General features: G+C 64.0%; 27 protein-coding genes and 1 tRNA gene. 6 read left to right on the forward strand and 22 right to left on the reverse strand.

The window, feature by feature from the left end; translation table 11 throughout:
- Positions 1 to 301: 301 nt before the first annotated feature.
- The 5 genes from ACNJYB_RS36515 to ACNJYB_RS36535 form a co-directional block, all read right to left on the reverse strand.
- On the reverse strand, positions 302 to 1,126 hold the full coding sequence (locus tag ACNJYB_RS36515) for an alpha/beta fold hydrolase (protein ID WP_439371462.1): 825 nt from the start codon (positions 1,124 to 1,126) through the stop codon (positions 302 to 304).
- A 114-nt stretch (positions 1,127 to 1,240) separates the two neighbouring features.
- Positions 1,241 to 1,750: a hypothetical protein gene (locus tag ACNJYB_RS36520; protein ID WP_439371463.1), complete on the reverse strand. Its 510-nt coding sequence runs from the start codon at positions 1,748 to 1,750 to the stop codon at positions 1,241 to 1,243.
- A 185-nt stretch (positions 1,751 to 1,935) separates the two neighbouring features.
- Positions 1,936 to 2,244 (reverse strand): EthD family reductase, encoded by a 309-nt coding sequence (locus ACNJYB_RS36525; RefSeq protein WP_035706504.1) that lies wholly within the window; start codon positions 2,242 to 2,244, stop codon positions 1,936 to 1,938.
- A 294-nt stretch (positions 2,245 to 2,538) separates the two neighbouring features.
- On the reverse strand, positions 2,539 to 4,245 hold the full coding sequence (locus ACNJYB_RS36530; protein WP_439375735.1) for an FAD-dependent oxidoreductase: 1,707 nt from the start codon (positions 4,243 to 4,245) through the stop codon (positions 2,539 to 2,541).
- Positions 4,246 to 4,283: 38 nt separating this feature from the next.
- Positions 4,284 to 4,484 carry a hypothetical protein gene (locus tag ACNJYB_RS36535; protein ID WP_439371464.1) on the reverse strand — a complete coding sequence of 67 codons (201 nt, stop codon included), beginning with the start codon at positions 4,482 to 4,484 and terminating at the stop codon, positions 4,284 to 4,286.
- A 315-nt stretch (positions 4,485 to 4,799) separates the two neighbouring features.
- On the opposite strand from ACNJYB_RS36535, the gene ACNJYB_RS36540 reads away from it, so the two are divergent.
- A tRNA-Thr gene (locus ACNJYB_RS36540) sits at positions 4,800 to 4,874 on the forward strand.
- Positions 4,875 to 5,120: 246 nt separating this feature from the next.
- Here ACNJYB_RS36540 and ACNJYB_RS36545 read toward each other — a convergent pair.
- The 8 genes from ACNJYB_RS36545 to ACNJYB_RS36580 all read right to left on the reverse strand — a co-directional run bounded on the left by ACNJYB_RS36545 (position 5,121) and on the right by ACNJYB_RS36580 (position 12,252).
- Positions 5,121 to 5,297, reverse strand: a complete 177-nt coding sequence (locus ACNJYB_RS36545) for a hypothetical protein (RefSeq protein ID WP_439371465.1) — start codon at positions 5,295 to 5,297, stop codon at positions 5,121 to 5,123.
- 366 nt (positions 5,298 to 5,663) lie between these two features.
- Complete coding sequence (gene nthA / locus ACNJYB_RS36550) at positions 5,664 to 6,272, reverse strand: nitrile hydratase subunit alpha (RefSeq protein ID WP_439371466.1); 609 nt, start codon at positions 6,270 to 6,272, stop codon at positions 5,664 to 5,666.
- A complete protein-coding gene (gene nthB / locus ACNJYB_RS36555; RefSeq protein ID WP_439371467.1) occupies positions 6,269 to 6,901 on the reverse strand; it encodes a nitrile hydratase subunit beta in 633 nt (210 codons plus the stop codon). Before nthB ends, nthA begins: the two co-directional genes overlap by 4 nt.
- 254 nt (positions 6,902 to 7,155) lie before the next feature.
- Positions 7,156 to 8,670 carry an arylsulfatase gene (locus ACNJYB_RS36560; RefSeq protein ID WP_439371468.1) on the reverse strand — a complete coding sequence of 505 codons (1,515 nt, stop codon included), beginning with the start codon at positions 8,668 to 8,670 and terminating at the stop codon, positions 7,156 to 7,158.
- Between the two features lie 1,485 nt (positions 8,671 to 10,155).
- Positions 10,156 to 10,632 carry a Crp/Fnr family transcriptional regulator gene (locus ACNJYB_RS36565; RefSeq protein WP_439371469.1) on the reverse strand — a complete coding sequence of 159 codons (477 nt, stop codon included), beginning with the start codon at positions 10,630 to 10,632 and terminating at the stop codon, positions 10,156 to 10,158.
- Between the two features lie 54 nt (positions 10,633 to 10,686).
- Positions 10,687 to 11,337 carry a ferric reductase-like transmembrane domain-containing protein gene (locus ACNJYB_RS36570; RefSeq protein ID WP_439371470.1) on the reverse strand — a complete coding sequence of 217 codons (651 nt, stop codon included), beginning with the start codon at positions 11,335 to 11,337 and terminating at the stop codon, positions 10,687 to 10,689.
- Positions 11,338 to 11,351: 14 nt separating this feature from the next.
- On the reverse strand, positions 11,352 to 11,855 hold the full coding sequence (locus tag ACNJYB_RS36575; protein ID WP_439371471.1) for a Twin-arginine translocation pathway signal: 504 nt from the start codon (positions 11,853 to 11,855) through the stop codon (positions 11,352 to 11,354).
- Between the two features lie 220 nt (positions 11,856 to 12,075).
- Positions 12,076 to 12,252 carry a hypothetical protein gene (locus tag ACNJYB_RS36580; protein WP_439371472.1) on the reverse strand — a complete coding sequence of 59 codons (177 nt, stop codon included), beginning with the start codon at positions 12,250 to 12,252 and terminating at the stop codon, positions 12,076 to 12,078.
- A 262-nt stretch (positions 12,253 to 12,514) separates the two neighbouring features.
- Between ACNJYB_RS36580 and ACNJYB_RS36585 the strand changes: the two genes are divergently transcribed.
- The 4 genes from ACNJYB_RS36585 (at position 12,515) to ACNJYB_RS36600 (ending at position 16,345) form a co-directional block, all read left to right on the forward strand.
- Positions 12,515 to 13,522 (forward strand): LLM class flavin-dependent oxidoreductase, encoded by a 1,008-nt coding sequence (locus tag ACNJYB_RS36585; protein ID WP_439371473.1) that lies wholly within the window; start codon positions 12,515 to 12,517, stop codon positions 13,520 to 13,522.
- 169 nt (positions 13,523 to 13,691) lie between these two features.
- Positions 13,692 to 14,987: an O-acetylhomoserine aminocarboxypropyltransferase gene (locus tag ACNJYB_RS36590; RefSeq protein WP_439371474.1), complete on the forward strand. Its 1,296-nt coding sequence runs from the start codon at positions 13,692 to 13,694 to the stop codon at positions 14,985 to 14,987.
- Between the two features lie 4 nt (positions 14,988 to 14,991).
- Positions 14,992 to 15,774 carry an alpha/beta fold hydrolase gene (locus ACNJYB_RS36595; protein WP_439371475.1) on the forward strand — a complete coding sequence of 261 codons (783 nt, stop codon included), beginning with the start codon at positions 14,992 to 14,994 and terminating at the stop codon, positions 15,772 to 15,774.
- A gap of 67 nt (positions 15,775 to 15,841) precedes the next feature.
- Complete coding sequence (locus ACNJYB_RS36600) at positions 15,842 to 16,345, forward strand: DUF6496 domain-containing protein (RefSeq protein WP_439371476.1); 504 nt, start codon at positions 15,842 to 15,844, stop codon at positions 16,343 to 16,345.
- Between the two features lie 210 nt (positions 16,346 to 16,555).
- Here the strand turns inward: ACNJYB_RS36600 and ACNJYB_RS36605 are convergent, their stop codons facing one another.
- Together ACNJYB_RS36605 and ACNJYB_RS36610 are read right to left on the reverse strand one after the other, a co-directional pair.
- A complete protein-coding gene (locus ACNJYB_RS36605; protein WP_439371477.1) occupies positions 16,556 to 17,509 on the reverse strand; it encodes an aliphatic sulfonate ABC transporter substrate-binding protein in 954 nt (317 codons plus the stop codon).
- Positions 17,510 to 17,530: 21 nt separating this feature from the next.
- Entirely contained in the window at positions 17,531 to 17,752 is a 222-nt protein-coding gene (locus ACNJYB_RS36610; RefSeq protein ID WP_439371478.1) for a hypothetical protein, read from the reverse strand.
- Between the two features lie 393 nt (positions 17,753 to 18,145).
- Between ACNJYB_RS36610 and ACNJYB_RS36615 the strand changes: the two genes are divergently transcribed.
- The gene (locus tag ACNJYB_RS36615) at positions 18,146 to 18,877 is read left to right on the forward strand and encodes an SDR family NAD(P)-dependent oxidoreductase (protein WP_439371479.1); all 732 of its coding nucleotides are present in this window, start codon (positions 18,146 to 18,148) and stop codon (positions 18,875 to 18,877) included.
- An 11-nt stretch (positions 18,878 to 18,888) separates the two neighbouring features.
- Here ACNJYB_RS36615 and ACNJYB_RS36620 read toward each other — a convergent pair whose 3' ends face one another.
- Genes ACNJYB_RS36620 through ACNJYB_RS36650 form a run of 7 tightly spaced genes read right to left on the reverse strand, consistent with a single transcriptional unit; the run spans position 18,889 to position 24,777 of the window.
- Positions 18,889 to 19,500 (reverse strand): pyridoxamine 5'-phosphate oxidase family protein, encoded by a 612-nt coding sequence (locus ACNJYB_RS36620; RefSeq protein ID WP_439371480.1) that lies wholly within the window; start codon positions 19,498 to 19,500, stop codon positions 18,889 to 18,891.
- A 22-nt stretch (positions 19,501 to 19,522) separates the two neighbouring features.
- Positions 19,523 to 20,119 (reverse strand): phosphonate metabolism protein/1,5-bisphosphokinase (PRPP-forming) PhnN, encoded by a 597-nt coding sequence (phnN, locus tag ACNJYB_RS36625; RefSeq protein ID WP_439371481.1) that lies wholly within the window; start codon positions 20,117 to 20,119, stop codon positions 19,523 to 19,525.
- Positions 20,116 to 21,273, reverse strand: a complete 1,158-nt coding sequence (locus tag ACNJYB_RS36630) for an alpha-D-ribose 1-methylphosphonate 5-triphosphate diphosphatase (RefSeq protein ID WP_439371482.1) — start codon at positions 21,271 to 21,273, stop codon at positions 20,116 to 20,118. Before ACNJYB_RS36630 ends, phnN begins: the two co-directional genes overlap by 4 nt.
- Positions 21,274 to 21,278: 5 nt before the next feature.
- Positions 21,279 to 21,974 (reverse strand): phosphonate C-P lyase system protein PhnL, encoded by a 696-nt coding sequence (phnL, locus tag ACNJYB_RS36635; RefSeq protein WP_439371483.1) that lies wholly within the window; start codon positions 21,972 to 21,974, stop codon positions 21,279 to 21,281.
- Between the two features lie 22 nt (positions 21,975 to 21,996).
- The gene (gene phnK, locus ACNJYB_RS36640) at positions 21,997 to 22,794 is read right to left on the reverse strand and encodes a phosphonate C-P lyase system protein PhnK (protein WP_439371484.1); all 798 of its coding nucleotides are present in this window, start codon (positions 22,792 to 22,794) and stop codon (positions 21,997 to 21,999) included.
- Complete coding sequence (locus ACNJYB_RS36645; protein WP_439371485.1) at positions 22,787 to 23,677, reverse strand: alpha-D-ribose 1-methylphosphonate 5-phosphate C-P-lyase PhnJ; 891 nt, start codon at positions 23,675 to 23,677, stop codon at positions 22,787 to 22,789. Before ACNJYB_RS36645 ends, phnK begins: the two co-directional genes overlap by 8 nt.
- Positions 23,674 to 24,777: a carbon-phosphorus lyase complex subunit PhnI gene (locus ACNJYB_RS36650; protein ID WP_439371486.1), complete on the reverse strand. Its 1,104-nt coding sequence runs from the start codon at positions 24,775 to 24,777 to the stop codon at positions 23,674 to 23,676. The genes ACNJYB_RS36645 and ACNJYB_RS36650 overlap by 4 nt, the downstream gene beginning before the upstream one ends.
- Positions 24,778 to 24,780: the final 3 nt, after the last annotated feature.

Here is a 24,780-nt window from a genome sequence, read left to right on the forward strand (position 1 = left end):
AGGCGCCGAAATTTCCTCACAACTAACGGGCCGGCCGGCGAGACGTCATTGATATCCTCCATTTCCAGCACCTTCCGGGGATCCCCTTCCCGGGCAACATGGATCATGGCGCGGCCCATCTGCTCGGTCGAGGTGACGGGCTGCTTATAGGAGAAGGTGGCCCGAAGCGCCGGGTGAGCGGTTCTAGCCACGAAAACAGATGTGGATCGTCGCTCGCGGAGACAGACCACTCACCCGTCTCGCCGCTCCGCGGCGAGCCACCCTCTCACAAGGGCCCACAAGGGGAGAGGGTAAGATCAGCTCACTCCCTGAAGAACGCCAGGAGGTCGGCGTTGATGGTTTCGGCGTGCGTGGTCGGCATGCCGTGGGGGAATCCTTTGTAGGTTTTCAGGATGCCTTTCTTGAGCAGCTTGGCCGAGAGCGGCGCCGAATCGGCGTAAGGGACGATCTGGTCGTCGTCGCCATGCATCACCAGCACGGGGACGTTGATCTTCTTCAGGTCCTCGGTGAAGTCGGTCTGCGAGAACGCGACGATGCCGTCGTAATGCGCTTTCGCGCCGCCCATCATGCCCTGGCGCCACCAGTTCTCGATCACCGCTTCCAGTGGTTTTGCGCCGGGGCGGTTGTAGCCGTAGAACGGGCCCGCCGCGATGTCGCGATAAAATGCCGAGCGTCCGGCGGCGAGCTGGGTCTGGAAATCGTCGAACACGCTCTTAGGCAGGCCACCGGGATTGGCCGCGGTCTGCACCATCAGCGGCGGCACCGCCGACAGGATCGCGGCCTTCGCGACGCGGCTCTCGCCGTGGCGCGCGATGTAGTGCACGACCTCGCCGCCCCCGGTGGAATGGCCGACATGGATGGCGCTCTTGAGGTCGAGATGCGAGGTGAGCGCGGCGAGATCGTCGGCATAATGGTCCATGTCGTGACCGTCGGCGACCTGCGCCGAGCGGCCGTGACCGCGGCGGTCATGGGCGATGACGCGATAACCGCGCGTGACGAAGTACATCATCTGCGCGTCCCAGTCGTCCGACGACAGCGGCCAGCCATGGCTGAACACGATCGGCTGGCCCGAGCCCCAGTCCTTGTAGAAGATCTCGACGCCGTCCTTGGTGGTGATGGTGGGCATGAATGGCTCCTTCCGTGAGAATCAATCCGGGGCTCGAAAATTGCGAGCCGGCGAAGCGGAGATGGGTGTGCGATATCACGAGGTCGATGCCGCGCACCGACCTGAAACGTGCGTTCAAGCAAACGTCATCGGCCTGTAGCGGCGCCAGGCGCCGATCGTGAGCACGACGAAAAACACCAGCACGATGCCCTGCACCACGGCGAACACGGGGCCGGAGGGCGGCGCCGGCGGCACGGCGGGCGCGAGCGCCGCGAGCGCCGGCACCTTCAGGAACGACTGGATCACCAGCACGAAGACGTTGAAATAGAGCGAGATCATCGCGGTCACGATGTAGACCGGACGCCAGACGCCTTTGAGCTTCATGCCGTAGAGCGCGACGCAGGCGATCGCAAGCAGCACCAGCGAGATGATGCCGATGATGTGCGAGGGCAGCAGCTCTTTGAACGGAAACAGGAAGCCGGTCGCGCTGGTGAGAATCGTGAACAGCAGGAAGATCGCGGTGAGGCCTGGCATCGGCTTCGAGCCGAGCAGGCCGAACATCACAACAAGGCCCGCGACAATGCCGATCAGGCTGATGATGACATGGACTAACGTGAAGGCGGGCAGGCTCAACCCAAGGACCATGACATCTCTCCTACGCTCTGCATTGAGTTCGGGAGAATGGTATTACGCTCCTCATGAGATTGCCACCTGCGTTGACGCCACACGCATGTGCAAAGCCATGCGTCATCGTGCGAATCGACAAACGCATGGCTGAATTTTTTTGTCGCAAACGACGGCAGGCTTTCGACGAGAGTTGAACCGATCCCTCAGACGTCCTTGGTGTCGAAGATCAGCAAATCGGCGCCACCGCTGGCGAATTTCGGCACGTCGGCGCCGGTCGCCTTGCCTTCCGGACTGGCGAATGCGGCCTGAATGTCAGCCACACTGTCGAAGGTGAGAATGGCGACGAGATGGATTCCGGAAGGACCTGCGGGAGATGCGACCGGTCCCTTGCTGACGGCGTATTTCTTCAGTCCGGGAAGTTTTTTCGCGAGCGGAATGTGGGTCTCGGCATAGTACTTGTCGAAGGCGGCAGCATCCTTGGGTGTTTTGTAGAGCACGACGATTTCAGCCATTGAGTCCTCCCGTTGAATCTTTTGTTCGCTCGTTCAGCTTTCGGTCCTCATGGTGAGGAGGCGCGTTAGCGCCGTCTCGAACCATGGAAGGCCGTCTCATGGTTCCGGGCCTTCATCCTTCGAGACGCCGCTTCGCGGCTCCTCAGGATGAGGCGATAGTCTGCAGGATGTGGCGCAATGGCAAGCCGGATTCGGCTTGCCATTGCCTTGTCTTGTCCTTGACCTTTAGTTTGAGCACGATCTCAACCGCTCCACACTTTTCGCTAATGCGCCCCTTCGGGTCCGGATCGTGCTTTAAAGCGCCGGTTTTGCGGCGTCGCCGAGATAGCCGTGCAGGGAGGCCACGACCTGCGCGCCCTCGCCGATGGCGCCGCCGACGCGCTTGACCGAGCCGGAGCGGACGTCCCCGACGGCGTAGACGCCGGGCACCGAGGTCTCGAGCGGGGCCACCAGCTTACCCTGGTTCAGCTCGGACTGCGCGCCCGTCACGACAAAGCCGCCGCGATCGAGCGTCACGCCGCAGCCGTGAAGCCAGCTCGTGGCAGGATCGGCGCCGACGAATAGAAAGAGATTGCGGATATCGGCGGAGTCCTCGTCATCCGACAGCCGGCTCTTCCAGCAGATGCGCCGCAGCAGCGAGGTCTCGTCGCCTTCGAGCGCGGTGATCTCGGTGTTGAACATCAATTCGATGTTCGGCGTCGCTTCGATGCGCTCGATGAGATAGCGCGACATGCTGGCGCCCAGGCCGCCGCCGCGGATGATCATCAGCACCTTCTTTGCGTGGCCCGACAGGAACACCGCGGCCTGCCCCGCCGAGTTGCCGGCGCCGACCAGCGCCACCTCCTCACCGGCGCAGACCCGCGCCTCCACCGGCGAGGCCCAGTACCAGACGCCGCGGCCCTCGAACTTGTCGAGATTCGCGATCTCGGGCCGGCGATAGCGCGCGCCGCTCGCGACCACCACCGCGCGCGAGCGCAAGGTGTCGCCGCAATCCAGCGCCAGCGCGAAGGTGCCGTTGGCGCGTGAGCAATCCAGCGAGCTCACCGACATTGGAATCATGATGTCGGCGCCGAACTTCTGTGCCTGGGTGAAGGCGCGGCCCGCCAGCGCCTGGCCGGAGATGCCGGTCGGGAAACCCAGATAATTCTCGATGCGCGCGCTGGCGCCGGCCTGGCCGCCAAAGGCGCGGGTGTCGACCACGGCAACCGAGAGGCCTTCGGAGGCCGCGTAGACCGCCGTCGCCAGCCCCGCTGGCCCGCAGCCGACGATGGCGACGTCGTAGATGCGGTTGTCCTTGGCCCCGCCGATCATGCCGATGGCGCGGCCGAGCTCGGTCTCGCTGGGATTGCGCAGCACCGTGCCGCCGGCCGTGACGACGAGCGGCCAATCCTCCGGCTTCGGCGAATAGCGCGCGATCAGTTCGGCGGCGTCATGCTCGCTGCTGGGATCGAGCAAATGATGCGGCTGGCCGTTGCGGGTGAGGAAGCCCTGCAGGCGCACCACTCCGGCGGAGTTCGACGGGCCGATCAGCACGGGGCCGCCGATACCGCCCTGGATCAGATTGACCCGGCGCAGGATCAGCGCGCGCATGATGCGCTCGCCAAGTTCGGCTTCAGCCACCAGCAGCGCGCGCAGCCGGTCCGGCGGGACCAGCAGCACCTCGACATCGCCCTCGGCGCGGCCGTCGACCAGCGCCGGCCGGCCCGAGAGCTGGCCGAGCTCGGCCAGAAACTGCCCCGGCCCCTGATCGATCACCGGGGTGACGTGACCCAGGCCGTCGCGCTGGGTGATGGCGACGTGGCCCGCCAGCACCACGAACATGCCCGGCCCGGGCTTGCCGGTCTCGAACAGCAGCTCGCCGTCCTTATAGTGCCGAAGCTCGCCGAAATGGCGCAGGCGCTCGATCTCGACTTGCGTCAATGTCGGAAACGTCTGCTCGGGACGTGTGAACTGCGCCATCAGCGCCTCCCGGTCGGTTCGTTGCACCTCGTCCTGCGCCATCGTCATTCCCGCTCATTCCAAAATCTAGCTGCCAGTCTTCAATCGCCGGTCTTGCCGGCGGCCCCCGCATTTGGGGAACCATTGTCGTTGTGCGAGGGCTCCCCGATTGCGGCGCGTTCGCGCGCTTGCAGCTTCCGCCGCTTCAGGTTTTCGCGCAGCGCCGATTTCAGCCGGTCGTCCCGGGATCCCCGGCCCTGTTGCGTCCGGCTCGTGCTCTTGTCGTTCGTCCGATCAGTCATCGAAGGTCCATCGCCACGATCGGCCATAACATGCCCAACGAACATGGCAGCTCAAGAGGCCGGTGCGATCCGATCGTGCGAAACTCGAAATGGATCGACTCCGGGCCTTGGGCCAACTGGCCAGTTGGGCGGGCATATCGGAGCCCGAATAGGCGGAAAGTCCGTCGTTTCGAGCGAAAATGGGCATTTTGGCCACGATATCGGGCCGATTTTCTCGTTTTGACGGGTCTTGCAAGCTTGCACAGGAGGGGGGCTTGTGGCAGATATCGGCCCGCTTGGTAGGCCCTGTGGCGGCCGATTCTGATCCCAGCACATGCTGCCGTAGCTCAGTGGTAGAGCACTCCATTGGTAATGGAGAGGTCGACAGTTCAATCCTGTCTGGCAGCACCATTCTCTTCGTTCAATCAGACATGAGACAGCATTCTCGGGGCATCTCACGCCCGAGTTTTGCGGTTTTCCTTGCCCCTCTTCCTTGGAGAGCAACTGTGCTGGAAGTAGCCCGGTGACCGGCCGGCCTCAAGGCTGGCGCTGGCGCGCCCCCGCCTGCGGCGGCTGACGGCCTTGCCCCCGTCCGCTCACCGGTCTTTTGGCTTTGCAAGCGCTCGGTCGAGGACCGAGCGCGGTGGGCACGCTCGCTCAGCTCAGCGCGTAGCGGCCAGGATCCCATTTTTGGCGTCGTGCGATCATGGTGTTGAGGATGATGATCAGCTTGCGCATGCAGGCGATGATGGCAAGCTTCGGCTCTTTTCCCATGGCAATCAGGCGCTGATAGTAGGCCTTCAGGACGGGATTGTTGAGCGTGGGCTGCGCCAACACAGGGCATGTAGATGGCGTTGAGGAGCTGCAGAGTGGTGAAGGCGCGCCTAAGTTTGATTGATTTTAGGATGCGCTTGGTAAGCCAAAGCGAACATGCTGCGCCGGGATTGGTTCAGAAGGCGCATGCCCACATCTTGAAGGGGCGCAGGGAAGGCCGGATGCCGGCTGGCGCCCACGGTCCGCTGTACGGAAGCACACGCAGGAAACTGCACAGCGGCATACAGGTGAAGCCCAACACACCCTCGTGCCGCCGCCAACCGCAGATTGATCCTTACGAGGAGGAAGCCTACGGCTATGGGCGTTGAAGCGGCGGAACAGGCCGTGAGGTCTAAGCAGCCGATGTCGAACGCAAGATCATCTCAGCTACAGCGCGCTACTATGCTGAATACGAGCGACCCCGATTAGCGCATCCCGAGTAACAAGACGGGCGAGTTGTTCTTCCGTTAGATGCTCTGTCCCTTCAGGTCGCATTGGCAACACGAAATATCGCGTCTCGCCACTTGTATCCCACACGCGGATATCTGTGGCGTCGGGCAACTGGAGCCCCATCTCTGCCAGGAGAGTGCGAGCTTCTCGGACCACGCGCGCGCGATATGGCGGTGCCTTGTACCAATCTGGCGGCAACCCCAGCAACGGCCACGCCGTACAAGAACACTGTGTGCAAACAATTACGTTGTGCGTTGTGGCCGTGTTCTCGACCGCTACCATCTGCCGACCTTCTGGTCCGTCTATCCCAAGTTCTTTAGCAGCAGCGGTCGCATTGGAGAGAAGACGCTCCCGAAAATCAGGATCAACCCATGCTCTCGCCACAACCCGCGCACCGTTATCAGGTGAAAGCTCTTCCAAGGCACGATGCGCCAGCGCTTCGGCTTCGCCGGCCTCTATCAGTCCGCGATCAACGAGTGCGTCACGCAGGGCAAAAGCTCGTCGTTCAGGTGTCGCTGCAGGTTGATTTGGATGCGGTGCACTCATTGCGCCTCCAGGTAGCTCTCAAACAGTTCGACGAGTACCGTCTGTGCAGGGTCGCCCTCGTTCCAGAGATGCGTCGCCGCGAATTCAACGGCATAACTGTGCTCGCGACGTTTGACGGTCGAATGGGCCCGAAGTTCAGGATAGTAGGCGAGCGGATAAACAAGCCGGATCACGCCTTGCTTGCCGCGAACATAAGTGGGGCAACGTGTATGTCCCGGGGTTGCCTCTGCGATAACGCGCACAGCGTCGCCCGGTGAGAAGCGTGCCTCGGGTGCTTCAGAATCTTCGGTTTGCAAGACTTGAAGCGCCGCGACGGGATCGGACAACGGCACGCGACCGCCGGCACGGTGCTCAAGATCATCAAGAGAAACCGTTCCCTTCTCAACGAGCAGGGTGGTGACGCCCGTGAGCATCCGCTCGTAATACCGGGCGGCGAGATACCAAGATGGGGTCATCCTCTCGACGGCATGTCGGTAGGTATCAGGCTTGTAGGCGCGGAGCTTGGTGATCGCGAGCATGTTGAGGGCCCACGCTAACCCTTCCCAATGATGGTGAAAGGCAGGCTCGTTCGCTTCGCGCGAGACCTCGCCAAAGCCGGACTTTCCACCAAGGTCATGCGGCCCGTTCATGCGATGACATCTTCTCACGAAGCCGTAAAATCGGCAACGCAAGCTGGTGCCATGGCGAGTGCTTGTTTTGATTGGGTCAGGTCAGCTGACGGACGGCACTACGCCACATCGCTCATCTCCCCGCCTTTGTGTACCGACCCGCAAGAAATTTAGGTGAACTTGAAAAAATGCAAACATCCTCAAAGTCGGCAGTCGCGCGTCCCCCAGTCATTCACGCCCTCAAAGGACCCGCGCCCATGGCAGCGGAATATCCGTTAGCCACCGCTGTCAAACCGCGTGATGTTCGGCGCGGGCGGATTGGGATATCTCTTGAGCGTTGCCTTGTACTCATCGACAGTTTTGAGCGCCGGTCCCGATACCCAGCCAAACATTGCCGCTACATTGAGATCCTCATGTGGGTCCATTTCAATGTTGAAGATCTTCGGATATCCCGCCATCGGAGCGCTGGCGGAGAACATGCCGGGCAGCCGCTGAGGTCCAATGCCGGTCGGATGAATGTCAGTGAAATAAATGCGCCACTGCTTCCAACGCGTAGCAACAAGTTCTCCACCGATAAAGCTCAACATGCTTTCGCGATGACCTGTGGTCGTGTTGCCGAGTAAGACTTCGGTTTGATCGACGCCGTCAATCGCCCGGTCTGTTGGCATCTTGCCCCCGACGATATGGGCGAACGTCGGCAGGAAGTCCATGATCGAGAACATCGCGTATGTGGTCGTGCCCGGCTTGACCTTGCCGGGCCAACGGATGATCGCCGACGTCCGTATCGCGCCCTCTGTCACTTCGCCAAGTTCGCCGCGAAACGGACCAGAATTACCCATGTCCGGCGTCCCTTGGTTGCCGTGTTCGCGTGCCGTTTGCCCTTGCGGCCCATTGTCGGAGGCGAAGACGACGATGGTGTTATCGTCAATGCCCAGTTGCTTCAGCGTGTCGAGTATCTGGCCGACGTGATAATCTCCCTCCATTATCTTGTCGCCGTAATTTCCAATCCGCGACTTGCCCTTGAACTGCTGCGAGGGCAGGTTCGGGAAGTGCCCCATCGAGAACGGGAGGTAGAGGAGGAAGGGCTTCCCAGCGGCCCTTTGACGCCGCATGAAGTCAATTGATTTCTCCACCAACTCATGATCGATGTTAGCACGCACGTCCTCCGTAAATGGCTTCACCTTCTGCAACGGCCCGGCTGGCTTCGCCTCAACGATCTGCGGCCCAGTCTTTAGCAGTGTCTCATAAGGCTCATTGATCGAGTGCGTTAGGGCGATGGTCGTCGTATAGGTCGCCGCATCCCAGCTAATGTCCGGCGGGATACCATAAAATTCATCAAAACCGTGCGCGGTCGGCAAACTGTGAGGTGCGCTTCCAAGGTGCCATTTCCCGAAAATCGCTGTGGCATAGCCAACACTCTTGAACAAATCGCCCATGGTGAAGGCGTTAGCAGGAAACGTATAGGGACTTCCCTCGATGGCAATTAGCGACAGACCGTTGCGGATCGAGTATTGTCCGGTCATAAGCGCGGCACGGGAGGGCGTGCATGCTGGCTCCACTAAGAATTGGGTGAGACGCATTCCCTCCTGAGCCAGTGCATCGAGGCGCGGCGTCGCAGCCCCGCGCAACTCGCCGCCGCCATATGACCCAAGATCGCCATAGCCGACGTTATCGGCGAGAATAAAAACAACGTTGGGCTGATTGCTTGTTTGCGCAAAGGCAGTCGCCGAGCCCATCAAAGCAAGCAGCGTCACCGCTGAAGCGTAGCGCCTAAACGCTGTGATTTTCATGGTGATAGCTCCATAAGCTGTACCCGGCTGAAGGGTAGCCGCCGCATTTAACCCGCTCAAGCGCAAGGGACCTTGCCACGCCAAGGCGTCAGGCCACAGTAAGGCCGTACAGCGCGCCGGAGCGGCAGGGCTACAGGAGCCCGCGCCAGCGCTCAGGCGGCCACGCTGCGCGGCACGACGGGCAGCCAAGGGCGGTTAGCAATGACCCGGGGGTCGCGTAATCCGGCCGAGCGCGCACAGGGCCTATTAGGGCCCGGCGCGTACCCGGCGGACCTTTCCTTTCCCAACAATTATCGAAAGATGCCTTCATTTTCAGGGGTTTACGCCAACCTTCCCCAACCCGAAAAATCAGTAGACGCAAGGACCACACGGTTTTGCCGTACGCTGTTGCGCCGTCCGTCAGCACACCGCCAGAACCTCACGAGGTTCATCTCGCCCTGGTCCCGCCTCGTGTGCCCGACGCAAACGCGTCCACCGCACCCCGATCCACGTTCGTTACGACGTACGATCGCCCCTTTCCGGGGACCGGGATGGCGCGATAATGCCGCCAATCCGAATATCGGAAAAAGGATTGACGGATTTTTGGTCGGGGCAGGTGTTTTGCCCGACGGGCAAATTGGCCTGCATGGAGAACACAAGCCCGACGACACGTCCCAACGACCTGATGCCCAGACTCCGACCTGCAGGGCCGCGAGGTAAGGTTAATTATTCCTTTCGATTGTCGATAGAATTCTATCCATTATCGTCTTCTCATTCATGACGAACCAGAGGCTCCGATAGTGTTTGCGTTTTGCCTGATCGTGACTGGGACTGTGCTGCTTCTGTCCGGCCTGGTTGCCTTCGGCTTTCATAGAAACTCGCTGCACTCGATGGCGTTGCTCTAGCCGTTACCTGCCTCCCTGAACGTCCGGATCTCTCGGGCCGAGACGCGAGCATACGCGGCAGGATTGCCGCTGCCTTCAGGGGCTTGCAGCGAAGCCGCGAGTTGCGGCTCATCGACGCGCCTGAACTGCGGCCTACTCCTTACCGACGTTCGAACTGCCTAGCCCAAGGCCTGCCCCCGGTCGCGGGGCCATGTGGTGGCGAGCCCTTCGGGAAGATGCAGTCGCACTGTCCGATTGCCCTCCAAATTCATGGTGATAGTCTTACCTTTCGCGGTCTGTCCGGGAGGACACAATGGGATGGTTTGACGGGCTGTTTGGAAGGACGTCGGCGCCTACGACCCCACTCTTTGCGAGATTCGGGCGGAAATCACGGGCCCCGACTGATCCTGATCTTCTGAGGATTGCCAAAGACCGAAAAGGGCATGTCTCGAAGAGAGCCGTGAGAGACGAATATAATCGGCTGCTCCTGGAGAAGTACGCGCACGATAAGTCGTGACGTCCAGTTCGCAGCATGGCGGAGTGAAGCGAATCCCGTCGAGGTCTAGCCCGTGACGAAGCATGATCGCGTTCGCAAGCGCTCTACCCATCATCCTGCGCACGGTCAATGGCCGTAGCGCATCTGCTGCTCGGCGAAGCGATCGTCGGCTCGGCGCAGCCTTCGGCACAGCTCGCGATTGATGTTTTGCAGAACGATCACATAGGCGTGGATGTCGGCCTTGTAGCAGGCATAGAGCTTTCGGGCCGTCAGTTCGTACAGCACGGTCGGGCTCTCCGCGACCACCGTGGCCGAGCGATTTTGCATTTCGATCAGCGTCATCTCGCCGAAGAAATCACCAGGCTCCAGACGGGAGATCGGGACGACGCTCCCGGAGACGACGCGTTTGCTCACCGCCAGCCGACCGGACTTGACGATGAACATCGAGCGTCCCGGCTCGCCTTCGGCCACGACGGTTGCTCCGGCGTCGTAGCGGCACTCGACCAGCATCGAGATCAGCAGGTCGAGGCTTGGATCCGACAGACCGCCGAAGAACGGCGTCGCCAGCAGGAACGCTTTCAGATCGGGGCCCGTGACAGTCATCGCGCAAGGATACGCCCCCCCGCCATCTGCGGCAAGCAGAGCACCAATCCGCCATCAGTTCCGCCCGACGCGCTGCCCCGCAATGCCCTCGCCGCGGAGCGCCCGTCGCTTTCGCCACACCTGCAGATCAATCATGACTTTTGTAGTCGCCGCGAGGACGAGCGCACAGAGCGCCGCCTTCGAGATCGTCTCCATCGTCCCCTCGATCAGCAGGCAATGAGCCACGGTGCCTGCGACGATGACGACCGCGAGCGGCATGTGAAGGAAGCGCCAGGTTCGCGGCCGCAATCCCAGGCGCCGACGCAGCAAAGCCAGCAGCGCAACGATGAAGATCGCCCACATGGCGGTCACGCCAAAGGGAGAGAACGGCGTCGGCGATGTGTAGGAAAGGGCATCGATCATGTCGGGCGGGCTGGTGATCCAGAGGCCGGCGACATGGATCACGATCGCCAGGGCAAGCGCGCCGCCGATCCAGTGATGGGCGCGCCGTCCGCGATAGGCGGACAATCCCGGCAGGTAGCCGCCGATCAGCAGGGGCTGAACCAGCACGAGGCCGAGGGCGACGATGCCGGCAAATCCGGCGAGGATGTAGACCGGCCCGCGCCATGCGAGCTGCTCGCTTGCCGCAGCAAGCACGATCGGCACGCCGATGACCAAGGCGAGAGTGGCCCAGATCAGGATCGCCCGGACCGTACTCCACCTCATCGATTGCAATTCGATCAGGCCGGCTGCAGAACGAAATGCGCCTCGAGGCTGGTCTCTTTCGCGCTCCGCATCACGGGGCGCAGGAAGACGGTCTTGAACTCACCGCTGTCATAGGCGAGATGGCCATGCGGCTGGCCGAAGATCGGAATGATCTGCGGCATCTCGAGCCGGAACTTGCCATCCTTGTCGGTGAGCGTGGCGCCGTGACTCTGCGGCTCGTGCTCCTGGCCTTCGACCGTGTGCGCCCAGATCTGGATGCGCTGTCCGGCCAGCGGGGCGCCGTCGCCGGCGCGGCGGACGGTGCCGCTCATCCAGAAGCCGCCCTTGCCGATCCGGTCCACGATCGCCGCGCCCTTGCGGTAGTTGTTCGCTCCGCCCGACATCGACTCGGTCGGCGCGAGGCCGTCCGCGCGGGCCGGCAGCAGGAGCCCGGAGAGCCCGCTTGCGAAAACCCCGGTTGCAAGGACGGAGCCGCCGGCGGCGAGGAGGGTGCGGCGGCTGAAGACGACCACGGCCATGTCAGTTCCTCCTGGCGCCCGGGCAATGACTTTGCCGAGGATACAACAACAGGCGCAAAACGCCCAGCTGGGACAAAGGGCGCAACAGGTCGCAATAACAGTGTTGTGAACGGAGGGGCGAACTGCTCGGACAGCTTCGTAGGAGGGCGGAGCGAAACCCATCGAGGCCTTGCCTCGAAACATGATGGGTTTCGCAACGCTCTGCTCGTCCGCGTGCTATTCAGCCACGCTTGCCCTGTTGTCGTTCAAGGCGGAGCCTTTGTGCTCTCATGCGTTTTATCTCTTCATTGAGAGCGTCGGTTTTTTCATCGATGCGTGAATTCGCTGATTTCGGCTCGTCGCGTTGACGTATCTTTTCGAGTGCTTTCTCAACCGAGAGCTTGGTCGTATCGGCCATGATACCTCTCCAGGAAGGAATCGAAGCAAACCAATGCGGGAAGTGAAAATGAAGACCAGTTTCGAACGTTGACGTAAGTCAAGCCTGCGCTGGAGGTCCGCTGGGTCAAAAACGCCATCTGGGCGTTCGTCGGCCACCCACGACAGTTTCGAATGGCATCGTTTGCGCCGGTGTCCAATCGGCGCTGCAACGGCTAACATTTGGGCCGGACGGTATTACATGACAAGGCCCGGCGCGTTGCGCCCCTCACCGGACCTCTCGCATGATCCCCCTCTCCGTGCTCGACCTCGCTCCCATCCGTCAGGGCGGCGATGCGTCGCAGGCGTTTCGCAATTCGCTCGACCTTGCCCGGCATGCGGAGAAATGGGGCTTCAAGCGGTTCTGGCTGGCCGAGCATCACAACATGACGGGCATCGCGAGCGCGGCGACGTCGGTGGTGATCGGGCACGTCGCGGGCGGGACGAAGACGATCCGCGTCGGATCCGGCGGGATCATGCTGCCGAACCATTCGCCGCTGGTCATCGCCGAGCAGTTCGGCACGCTTGAGTCGCTCTATCCCGGACGGATCGATCTCGGGCTCGGGCGCGCGCCGGGCACGGACCAGTTCACCGCGCGGGCGCTGCGGCGCGACCTCGCCACCACGTCCGAGAATTTTCCGCATGACGTGTTGGAATTGCAGGCGTTGCTCGGCGACGTGCAGCCGAACCAGCCGATCCGCGCCGTGCCCGGCATGGGGACGAAGGTGCCGCTGTGGATCCTGGGCTCGAGCACCTTTGGGGCGCAGCTTGCGGCCATGCTCGGCCTGCCCTTCGCGTTCGCCTCGCATTTCGCGCCGCAGATGATGATGCCGGCGTTGCGCGAATATCGGGCGCGCTTCGAGCCCTCGGCGCAGCTCGACAAGCCTTATGCGATGGTCGGCGTCAACGTGTTCGCCGCCGACAGCGACGTGGAAGCGCAGCGCATGTTCTCGTCGCTGCAGCAGCAGTTCATCAACCTGCGCCGCGGCACGCCCGGTCCGCTGCCGCCGCCGGTGGACGACATGGATGCGCTGTGGTCGCCGGCCGAGAAGGCCATGGTCGGCCAGTCGCTGTCCTGCTCCGCGGTCGGCTCGCCCGGCGCCGTCGAAGAGAAACTGAAGGCGCTGATCCTCGAGACCGGCGCGGACGAATTGATGACGACGGGGCAGATCTACGACCACGCCGCGCGGCTGCGCTCGTTCGAGATCGCGGCCGCGGTGCGGGATAGGTTGGCGAAGCAGCCGGCGGGGTGAGCGGGATCGCGCTCCGAGGGAGATGTGCTCCCTCCCCGCAAGCGGGGCGAGGGAGCGCACTGGCAATGAGGCTGGAGCTCGCTTCAAACCCAGCACTGTCAATGGCTGACTTCGCACACGTTTTTATGGCACAACGGCCGCCATCATCGACCGACCAACGAGGCCACGCATGCCCGCGCCAAAGCCGCCTGCCTTCGAGACCCTGAGCCTGCATGCGGGCCAGCATCCGGATCCCACAACCGGTGCCCGCGCGGTGCCGATCTACCAGACCACGTCCTACGTGTTCCAGGATTCCGACCACGCCGCCGCGCTGTTCAACCTGGAGCGCGCCGGCCACATCTATACGCGCATCTCCAATCCGACCACCGGCGTGCTGGAGGAGCGGCTCGCGGCGCTGGAAGGCGGCGTCGGCGCGATCTGCACGGCGAGCGGCCAGGCAGCGATGCATCTGGCCATCGCGACGCTGCTCAATGCCGGCGACCACATCGTGGCGTCGAGCTCGCTCTATGGCGGCACCATCAACCTCTTGGCACACACGCTGCCGCGCTTCGGCATCACCACCACGTTCGTGAAACCGCGCGACCTCGATGCGTTTCGCCGCGCCATCAAGCCGAACACGAAGCTCGTGATCGGCGAGACCATCGGCAATCCCGGCCTCGAGGTGCTCGATATCCCGAAGGTCGCGGCGATCGCGCATGAGGCAAAGATTCCGCTGCTGATCGACAACACCTTTGCCACGCCCTATCTCAGCCGCCCGATCGAGCTTGGCGCCGACATCGTCATGCATTCGGCGACCAAATGGATCGGCGGCCACGGCATCGCGATCGGCGGCGCCATCGTCGACGGCGGGCGGTTCGACTGGCGCGACTCCGGCAAATTCGGCGTGCTGACCGAGCCCTATGGCGGTTATCACGGCATCGTCTTCGACGAGCAGTTCGGCACCGCCGCCTTCATCATGCGCGCGCGCACCGAGGGCCTGCGCGATTTCGGCGCCTGCCTGTCTCCGACCAACGCGTTCCAGCTGTTGCAGGGCGTGGAGACGCTGGGCGTGCGCATGGACCGGCACATGCAGAACACGCACCTGGTGCTGGAGGCGCTGAAGTCCAATAAAGCCGTCGACTGGGTGCTGCATCCCTCGCTCGAGGACCATGCGGACCATCAGCTCGCCCGGACGCTGCTGCCACGCGGCGCCGGCTCGATCGTGTCCTTCGGTATCAAGGGCGGCCGGCCCGCGGGACGCAAGTTCATCGAGTCCCTGCGCATGATCAGTCATCTCGCCAATGTCGGCGATGCCAAGACGCTGGTGATCCACCCCGCCTCGACCACGCATCAGCAGATGGACGCCGAGCAGCTCAAGGCCGCCGGCATCGGCGAAGAGCTGGTGCGGCTCTCGGTGGGCATCGAGACCGCCTCCGACATCATCGACGACCTCAACCAAGCGCTGCGCATCTCGCAAAAGGTTTGACACCATGAAACTCTCCGTCAACGGCGCCGAGGTATTTGCCGCAACCGGCGGCCGCGACTTCAACAAATCCCTGCCCGCGGTGGTCTTCATCCACGGCGCCGGCTTCGACCATTCGACCTGGGCGCTGCATACGCGCTGGTTCGCGCATCACGGCTTTGCCGTGCTGGCGCCCGACCTGCCCGGCCACGGCCGTTCGGCAGGACCGTCGCTCTCGACGATCCCGGAGATGGCCGACTGGACCGCAGCGCTGCTCGCTGCGGCGGGAGCTGCGAAGGCGCATCTGATCGGCCATTCCATGGGATCGCTGATCTCGCTGGAGACGGCGGCGCGGCATCCCGACAAGGTGTCAGCGCTCAGCCTGATCGGCACCGCCGCGACCATGACGGTCGGCCCGGATCTGTTGAAGGCCGCCGAAGCCAATTCGCAGGACGCCAACGACATGGTCGCGATCTGGGGCCTCGGCTTCAACGCGGAACTCGGCGGCAGCCTCGCGCCGGGCCTGTGGATGCATGGCGGCGCGCAGGCCGTGCTGAAGGCTTGCGAGCCGGGCGTGCTGTTCAGGGATTTGTCGGCCTGCAACTCCTATACGAATGCGCTCACCGCCGCGGCGAGCGTGAAGGTGCCGACGACGCTGATCCTGGGCGAGCGGGACATGATGACACCTGCCAAGGCCGGCAAGGCGCTTGCGGCCGCGATCCCGCATGCGAAGACCGTCGTGGTGCCCGGCGCCGGCCACATGATCATGGCCGAGCGCCCCGATGAGTTGCTGGCGGCCCTGAGGAACTGAGCGGATCGATCTCCTGTCTTGCGCGTTGCGGTCAGACATCCCTCTCAACCAGAAGGGGAACTCGACCATGCCAAGACAGGAAATCATCCGCAAAGCCAGGCAGCACAAGCGTGCCGGCAAGTCGGCCAGCACGCAAGCCGGCGAATTCGTCAAGGACGAGATCGACAAGATCAGGAAGGGCAAGCACGGCGCGCGCTCGACCAAGCAGGCCATCGCCATCGGCCTGTCCGAGGCACGGCGCGCCGGCGTCGATCTGCCGCCGCCGCGCAAGGGACGCGCCAAGAAGTCGACGCGCCGTGGCGCCAAATACGCTTACGAGGTCGGCCAGGGCAAACGCACGCCGAAGCGTCGGCCGAGAGTATCGCGCGCCGTCGAGAACGTCCTGAAAAAGGAGCCACGCTCGACGGCATCGCGCGGCGCGCTGTCGAAACAGGCCAAGCAGGCGGCAAGCCGTCGAACCGCAGCGTCCCGCTCAGCCGCCGCGCGGAAAGCGAGCCACACCAAGGGCGCCAGGGTCCGCTCCGCCGCCGCAAAGAAGGCGGCGCGCACCAGGGCGCGCCGCCGGAACTGATCCAACCGTCGGCCAGTTCGAGACGATCGCATCAGAGACGACCTCCCCGCGGCGCATCCTTCGAGACACCCGCCTTGGAGGGCGGGGTGCTGGCGGCAGTTCGCACGATGCGGATGCCGCGTAGCCTCGTCCTGAGGCGCGTCAGCGCCGTCTCGAAGGACGAGGCGCGCGCACAGACCGCCGGCGCGAAGTAATATGCGTTGGCACGGTTCAGGAACCCGGCGTCCACTTCCAGACGATGTCGGAGACGGTGACCGGCTTCGGGATCAGGCCGAGCTTGGCGAAACGATCAGCGACCGCCTGCTGGCTTGCGACAATCTCGGCATCCAGCGGTACGACGCGGAAGTTGGAGCGATCCACGAAACGCCTGACGGCCTCGATGTCGACGCCGGTCGCGTCCGCCTGCGCTTTGGCGACGTCCTCGTGGTGCTGGTTGGCCCAGACGCCTTCGGACGCGAAAGTCGTGTTGAGCTTCGCGACCAGCGCCGGATATTTTTCGACGAAATCCGTATTGGCGATGTAGAACGCATTCGGCTTGTGCACGTCCTTGTCGAAGGCGATGACGCGGGCGTTCTCCTTCAATTCGGCGAGCGCCAGATAGGGATCCCAGATCGACCAGGCGTCGACCGAGCCCTTGACGAAGGCCGCCGTCGCATCGGCCGGCGCCAGCGGCGCCGGCGTGATGTCCGACCAGGACAGGCCGGCCTTTTCGAGCGCAGCGACGAGCAAATTATGCGCGCTCGAGCCCTTGCCGAAGGCGACGCGCTTGCCCTTGAGATCGGCGAGCGTCTTGATGGCCGAGTCCTTCGGCACGATGATCGCCTGGGTGTTGCCTTCGGATTTCACTGCGGCGACGTAGCGGATCCTGGCGCCGCCGGCCTGCGCGAAGATCGGCGGGGAGTCCCCGACATAGCCGAAATCGACGCTGCCGACATTGATGGCTTCCAGCAGCGGCGGACCGAACTGGAAATCGACCCACTTGATCTCGATGCCCAGCGGCTTGAACGCATTTTCCAGTGTCTGGCGCTGACGGACCGCCGGAAAGAAGCCGCCCTTCTGCGTGCCGATGCGGATTTCCGCAGGCTTGTCCTCGGCGCGCGCGGGCGCGGCCAGGCTGGTCGCGAGCAGGAGCGTCGTTGCCAGAATGTGTCGTCGGGTGATCATAACGCGGTCCTTTCGGTGGGATCAGTTGGCGAAGAATTGCGAGTTCGCGCGACGGCTACGCTCGGAGAACACGGCACGGGCGGCGCGCTCGGCCTCGCGCGCCGACCGGAACTGGCGGCCTTCGAGACTGTCGAACAGTCGCTCGGAGGAAAAGAAGCGGAAGCCGCGCTCATCTCTCGTGATGATGCCGGCGGCGCGGTCCTGGATCTCGATGATGTAGGCGTTGGACTGGGTCTGGGACATGACTGCTCGTTCGCCGAGGTTCGGCGTTCCTGTCGTGGGATTTTCGGTGTTGGGAGCTGCTAGGAGACGGTCAGCAACAACAACAGGCGCCCGTTGCCGCCGAGAAACAGCGCCGCCTCATGCATGCTTGCATGTCGTTCGATTTGCGCTGGTGATCGGTTGTCATGGTGCGGCTTCAGGCTCGTCGAGCAGTTTCGATGTTGCAAATATCGAGCGATTGACACGATTGGTCAATGAAATGGCTATCCATATTTGCGACCGGCGCGCTTGAGCGCTTCTCCCGCCGCAAGTGCCGGCAGACGGATTCATCTCGCGATGAGTTCAACGCGCGCGAGCGGCAAGCATGATATGCTTCGAGCAACCAGAAGGCCGATGATTGGGGAGGTTCCAGGCATGGCGGATGCTCTGAAGGGGCGCACGGCGCTCGTGACCGGCGGATCGCGCGGAATTGGCGCGGCCGTCTGTCGTGCGCTGGCCGAAGCAGGTGCGGCCGTGGCGATCAACTGCCGTGAGACAATGGGCCAGGCCGAGCAGCTGGCCGGCGAGATCGGCAAGCAGGGTGGCCGCGCTATCGTCGTCGCCGCCGACGTCTCGCAAGCCGACGCCGTGACCGGGATGGTCGAGCGCGTCACGGCCGGACTCGGGCCGGTCGACATTCTCGTCAACAATGCCGGCATCGCCATCACGCGCGGCATCGACGATCTCACCGAGGACGATTTCGACCGCACCATCCTGGTCAATCTGAAATCCGCGTTCCTGTGCACGCAGGCGGTGCTGCCGTCCATGCGCGCGCGGACATGGGGCCGCATCGTCAACATCTCCTCGGGCGCGGCGCGCGGTGCCGGCTCGATCGGGCCGCACTACAATGCATCCAAGGCCGGCATGGAGGGCCTGACCCGCGGCTATGCAGCACGGCTGGTGAAGGAGGGCATCACCGTCAATGCGGTCGCGCCGTCGCTGATCGAGACCGACATGATGAGCGGCCAGCCCGGCCTCGTCAGCCGCATCCCGCTCGGCCGCTTCGGCACCGCGGATGAGGTGGCGAAGGCCGTGATGCTGCTGGTCGACAATGCCTACATGACCGGGCAGACCATCGCGCTGAGTGGCGGGATGGCGTTTAATTAGAGGGCGGCGCCTCACCACATCGTCACGGCGGCCCGCTCCGGCCAGATGCGATCATACTCCGCGCCGCCGACCGTGTTCTGGCTCATCTCGGCGAGGATCTGGCCGGGCGTCGGCAGGGTCTTCGGATCGACGCGTTTGTCGGGATTCCAGAGGTCGGAGCGGACGATGGCGCGGGCGCACTGGAAGTAGATTTCCTCCACGTTCATCACCATCACGCTGCGCGGCGCCTTGCCCTCGACCTTGAACGAGGCCAGCAGCTCCGGATCGATCGACAGATGCGCGCGGCCGTTGGCGCGCACGGCGTTGCCGGAGCCGGGGATCAGGAACATCAGCGACACCCGGGGATCGCGCACGATATTGCGCAGCGAATCGATTCGGTTGTTGCCGCGGCGGTCCGGCAGCATCAGCGTCTTGGGATCATGGATGCGGACGAAGCCGGGCAGATCGCCGCGTGGCGAGCAGTCGATGCCCTCGGGCCCGATGGTCGCGAGCGCGGCGAACGGCGCCTTTTCGATGAAGACGCGGTAGAGCGGCGTGACGTGGTCGGCGACTTTCACGATCGAGGCGTCAGTGGTGACGCCGTAGATGGCTTCAAGCTGTTGGACCGTTTCGATCACCGTCATTGCACTCTCCTTCCCGTGCCGGCTATTCGTGCCAGCCTTCATTCCTGATCACGCGCACCAGCTGGCGACTGTGATGGTCGGCACCACCGGCATTGAGGATGGTGACGTCGGCTTGCGCCGCCGCATCGTCCACGCTGCGCGACAGCCGCTCCGTGATGTTGCCGTCGCTGTGCCGGGCGCGCGCCGCGAGCCGCTGGGCCAACACCTCCGGCGGCGCCGTGATCGCGACCACCACGACATTGGCATAAGCCCGGCGCAGCGCGCCGATCACAGTGCGCGAGACGTTCGCGACGACCGCACGGCCGGCGCGGATGTCATCGTTGATCTCGAGCGGCAGGGCGTAGGAATGGCCGTGCGCCTCCCAGTGCACTGCGAAATCGCCGTGCTCGCGCGCGCGGCGGAATTCGTCGGGGCTCACCGCGATATTGTCTTCATCGGCCGAGGAGGCGCGCGTCACGACACGGCGCGGAAAGACGATGTCATCATCGTCGCTGCAGGCCACTTGCGCCAGCCGCAGCAAGGTATCCTTGCCGGCACCGCTGGGACCGACCACGAGCACGAGCCGGCCGGGGCCGATCGCACCCGCCTCGCCCTCGGCCATGGTCGCGGTCTCCCTCATGCGACGCGGTATCCTTCGCGCCAGACGCTGCGGACCACCGGAACGCGGCCGGCAACGTGCACGCGGATCAGATCGGCGCGCTTGCCGGTTGCGACTTCGCCGCGATCGGTGAGGCCAACCGCCTCGGCCGGTGCCTTGGTCACGGTGCGAACCGCCGCCGGAAGGCTGATCGCGGGCACGTGCTCCGGCAGTTGCAGCGCGGCCATCAGGAGGCTGGACGGGATGTAGTCCGACGACAGGATGTCGAGCAGGCCTTCGCGGGCGAGATCGACCGCGGCGATGTTGCCGGAATGCGAGCCGCCGCGAACAACGTTCGGCGCGCCCATCAGAATGTCGATGCCGGCTTGGTGCAGGCCGCGCGCGGCCTCCAGCGTGGTCGGGAACTCCGCCACCGACACGCGGTCGCGCACGGCATCCGCGACGTTCTCCTCGGTGGTGTCGTCGTGGCTCGCCAGCGGGATCCTGTACTCATGCGCCAGCGCAACGATCTCGCGCATGTTGGCGGCGGCGTAGAGCCTCTGATATTCGAAGCGCTTTGCGAACAGCTCGTCGAGCTCGGCGTCGGTCTTGCCGCCGCCCTTGCCGCGATAATAGTCGCGCAGCTTGATCTCGTCGCGGAACTGGCGCTGGCCAGGGGTGTGGTCCATCAGCGACATCAGCTTGACGTCGGGTCGGTCGACCAGTTCCTTCGCTTCCTCGACCACGCTCGGCATCGGGATCTCGCAGCGCAGGTGCAGGAAGTGGTCGGCGCGCAGCAGGCTGGCCTCGCGCGCAGTGGTGATCGCGGCGGCGAGCACGCCGGCGCGGCCATCGACCTCCTCCGCCCCGTCCTCGCGCCAGACCCGGAGCGAGTCGAACACGGTGGTGATGCCCGAGGTCGCAAGCTGGCCGTCATAGGAGATGACGGCGGCGACCGGATTCCAGAACACCTTTGGCCGCGGCACGTAATGCGCTTCGAGATGATCGGTGTGCAGCTCGATCAGGCCGGGCATGATGAGGTCGCCGCCGGCATCCTCGGCGCCCGCGGGCGCCCTGCTCTCACCGATCTCGGCGATGCGTCCGTCGGCAAGCGCGAGCCAGCCCTGCTCGATCACCCGGTCCGCCAGCACGATCCTGGCGTTGGCGATCACTGTGTCCTTTGGCTTCATTTCCATGTCCTTCAGGCGGCGGCAAAGCTGGTGACGTCGACGATGCGGTCGGCAATCAAATGACGGATTTCGTCGTCATGGACAATGGCCACCATGGCGACGCCCTGTCGTTTCTTCTCGGCGACGAGTTCGACCACCACGGCGCGGTTGGCGGCATCGAGCGATGCGGTCGGCTCATCCAGCAGCAGGATCGGCAGGTCGGAGATGAAGCCGCGCGCGATGTTCACGCGCTGCTGCTCGCCGCCGGAGAAGGTGGCGGGCGGAAGCTGCCAAAGTCTTTCGGGAATGTTGAGGCGATGCAGCAGCTCGCCGGCGCGCGCCTGCGCATCGGCTCGCGCCAAGCCATCGACGATCAGCGGCTCGGCAACGACGTCCATGGTCGCAACGCGCGGCACGGCCCGCAGGAACTGGCTGACATAGCCGATGGTGGAGCGGCGGATGTTGAGCACCTGCCGCGGCTCGGCGGTGGCGAGATCGACCACCGCGCCGCGATGGCGGATACCGATGCGGCCGCTGTCGCAGCGGTAGTTGCCAAAGATCATCTTCAGGATCGACGATTTGCCGGCACCGGAAGGTCCGGAGAGCACGACGCATTCGCCGGGATTGACCTGGAAGGTCACGCCCCTGACGACCGGCAATTCGATGCCGCCTTGCAGGTGCATCGTAAAGGTCTTGCCGGCGTCAGTGATGTCGATCATGGCGGTCATTGAAAAACTCATATTGTAAAGTTCATGGCGGCAGGATCGAGGAGACTAGGAGCTGGGTATAGGGCTCACGGGGATCGTCGAGCACCTGGTCGGTGAGACCGGTCTCGATGACGCGGCCACCCTTCATCACCATCACGCGATGTGACAAGAGGCGTGCGACCGCGAGATCGTGGGTGACGATGACGACGGCGAGGTGTAGCTCGGCAACGAGGCTGCGCAGGAGGTCGAGCAGGCGGGCCTGCACCGATACGTCAAGTCCGCCGGTCGGCTCGTCCATGAACACCAGCCGCGGCTCGGTGACGAGGTTGCGAGCGATCTGGAGGCGCTGGCGCATGCCGCCGGAATAGGTGCGCGGCGCATCGTCGATGCGCGCCGTGTCGATCTCGACGCGGGTGAGCCAGTCCGACGCGGTGTCGCGGATGCGGCCGTAGTGATTCCAGCCCACCGCCATCAGCCGCTCGCCGACATTGGCGCCGGCCGACACCGCCATGCGCAGGCCCTGCGCCGGATCCTGGTGCACAAAGCCCCAGTCGGTGCGGAACAGGAAGCGGCGCTCGGCCTCGCCGAGGGTGGCGAGATCGCGGGTGGCGCCGTCGCGCATCCGGTAGGACACATGGCCCGAGCTCGGGGCGAGCTGGCCCGACAGCATCTGCAGCAGGGTCGACTTTCCCGAGCCGGATTCGCCGACAATCGCCAGCACCTCGCCCGGATAGAGCGAGAACGACACGTCGCGGCAGGCGGCGATGCGGCCGAACGACTTGCTGAGCGACTCCGCAACCAGCAGCGGCTGGTCGTTTTCAAGCACGTCGAGATCACCCATGTGCGCCCGCCTTCTCCTTGTAGGGAGCAGCACTCAGGCTGCCGTGATGGCCGGCGGCCTGGCGGCCCTCGCAATAGTCGGTGTCCGAGCAGACGAACATGCGGCCGCCCTTGTCGTCGGTCACGATCTCGTCGAGATAGGAGTTCTCCGCGCCGCACAGCGCGCAGGGCGCGTTGAAGCGGTAGGGCTCGAACGGGTGATCCTCGAAATCGAGCGAGACCACCTGGGTGTAGGGCGGGATCGCGTAGATGCGCTTCTCGCGGCCGGCACCGAACAATTGCAAGGCCGGGCAATTGTCCATCTTGGGATTGTCGAATTTCGGCGTCGGCGACGGGTCCATCACGTAGCGCGCGTTGACCTTGACTGGATAGGCGTAGGCGGTGGCGATATGGCCGAAGCGGGCGATGTCCTCGTAGAGCTTCACGTGCATCAGGCCGTACTCGGCGAGCGCATGCAGGCGCCGCGTCTCGGTCTCGCGCGGCTCGAGGAAACGCAGGGGTTCCGGGATCGGCACCTGATAGACCAGCACCTGGTTCGCGTGCAGCGCCGTCTCCGGGATGCGGTGACGGGTCTGGATCACCGTCGCCTCGTCCGTCGCCGTCGTCGTCGCAACGCCGGCGGTCTTGGCGAAGAACTTGCGGATCGAGATCGCATTCGTGGTGTCGTCAGAACCCTGATCGATCACCTTCAGCACGTCCTGGGGTCCGAGGATCGCGGCGGTCACCTGCACGCCGCCGGTGCCCCAGCCATAGGGCATCGGCATTTCGCGGCTGGCGAACGGCACCTGATAGCCGGGGATCGCGATGGCTTTCAGGATCGCGCGGCGGATCATCCGCTTGGTCTGCTCGTCCAGATAGGCGAAGTTGTAGGCGGGCGCGTTCATTCCGCGGCCTCCTTCATGGCGTCGGGCGCATTGGCATCGGCGAACTCCTGGCGCAGCTTGCGCAGCAGGCCAAGCTCGGACTGGAAGTCGACGTAATGCGGCAGCTTCAGGTGTTCGACGAAGCCGGTCGCCTGGACGTTGTCGGAATGCGACATCACGAATTCCTCGTCTTGCGCGGGGGCGAGCGCCTCCTCGCCGAGCTCGCGAGCACGCAGCGCGCGATCGACCAGCGCCATCGACATGGTCTTGCGTTCGCTCTGGCCGAAGGCGAGGCCGTAGCCGCGGGTGAAGCACGGCGCTTCCTTCGCAGAACCCTTGAACTGGTTGACCATCTGGCACTCGGTGAGCTCGATCGCGCCGAGCGGCACGGCGAAGCCGACGTCTTCCGCGAGAAATTCGACCTCGACCTCGCCGAAGCGGATCTCGCCGACAAAGGGGTGATTGCGGCCGTAGCCGCGCTGCGTGGAATAGCCCATCGCCAGCAGAAAGCCTTCGTCGCCGCGCGCGAGGTTTTGCAGGCGCAGGTCGCGCTCGGCCGGAAAATTCAGCGGCTCGCGGGTGAGATCACCGACATTGGCGCCGTCCTCGGCTTGCGGCGAGGATTCGATCAGCCCATCGCGGCCGAGAATGTCGGTGACGCGCGGCGTCGCCGCAGCGGAAGCTTCGGCCGTCGCCGGCGTCTCCGGCACAAAACCTTCAGCGAGCGACGGGTCGAGCAGGCGGTGTGTATAGTCGAAGGTCGGACCTAAGATCTGGCCGCCGGGAATGTCCTTGAAGGTCGCCGACACGCGCCGCTGCACCCGCATCGCGCCGGTGTCGACCGGCTCGCTGGCGCCGAAACGCGGCAGCGTGGCGCGGAAGGCGCGGACCAGGAAGATCGCCTCGATCAAATCCCCGCGCGCCTGCTTGATGGCGAGCGCCGCGAGCTCGCGGTCATAGAGCGAGCCTTCGCTCGTGACGCGGTCGACTGCGAGCCCAAGCTGCTCCGAGATCTGATCGAGGGAGATTTCCGTAACGCTTTGATCGCCGCGCCGCTTATGCGCGAGCAGGCGATGGGCGTTCTCGATGGCGCGTTCGCCGCCTTTGACTGCGACATACATGCT

The organism is Bradyrhizobium sp. SMVTL-02 (assembly GCF_051853005.1).
Taxonomy (GTDB): Bacteria; Pseudomonadota; Alphaproteobacteria; order Rhizobiales; family Xanthobacteraceae; genus Bradyrhizobium.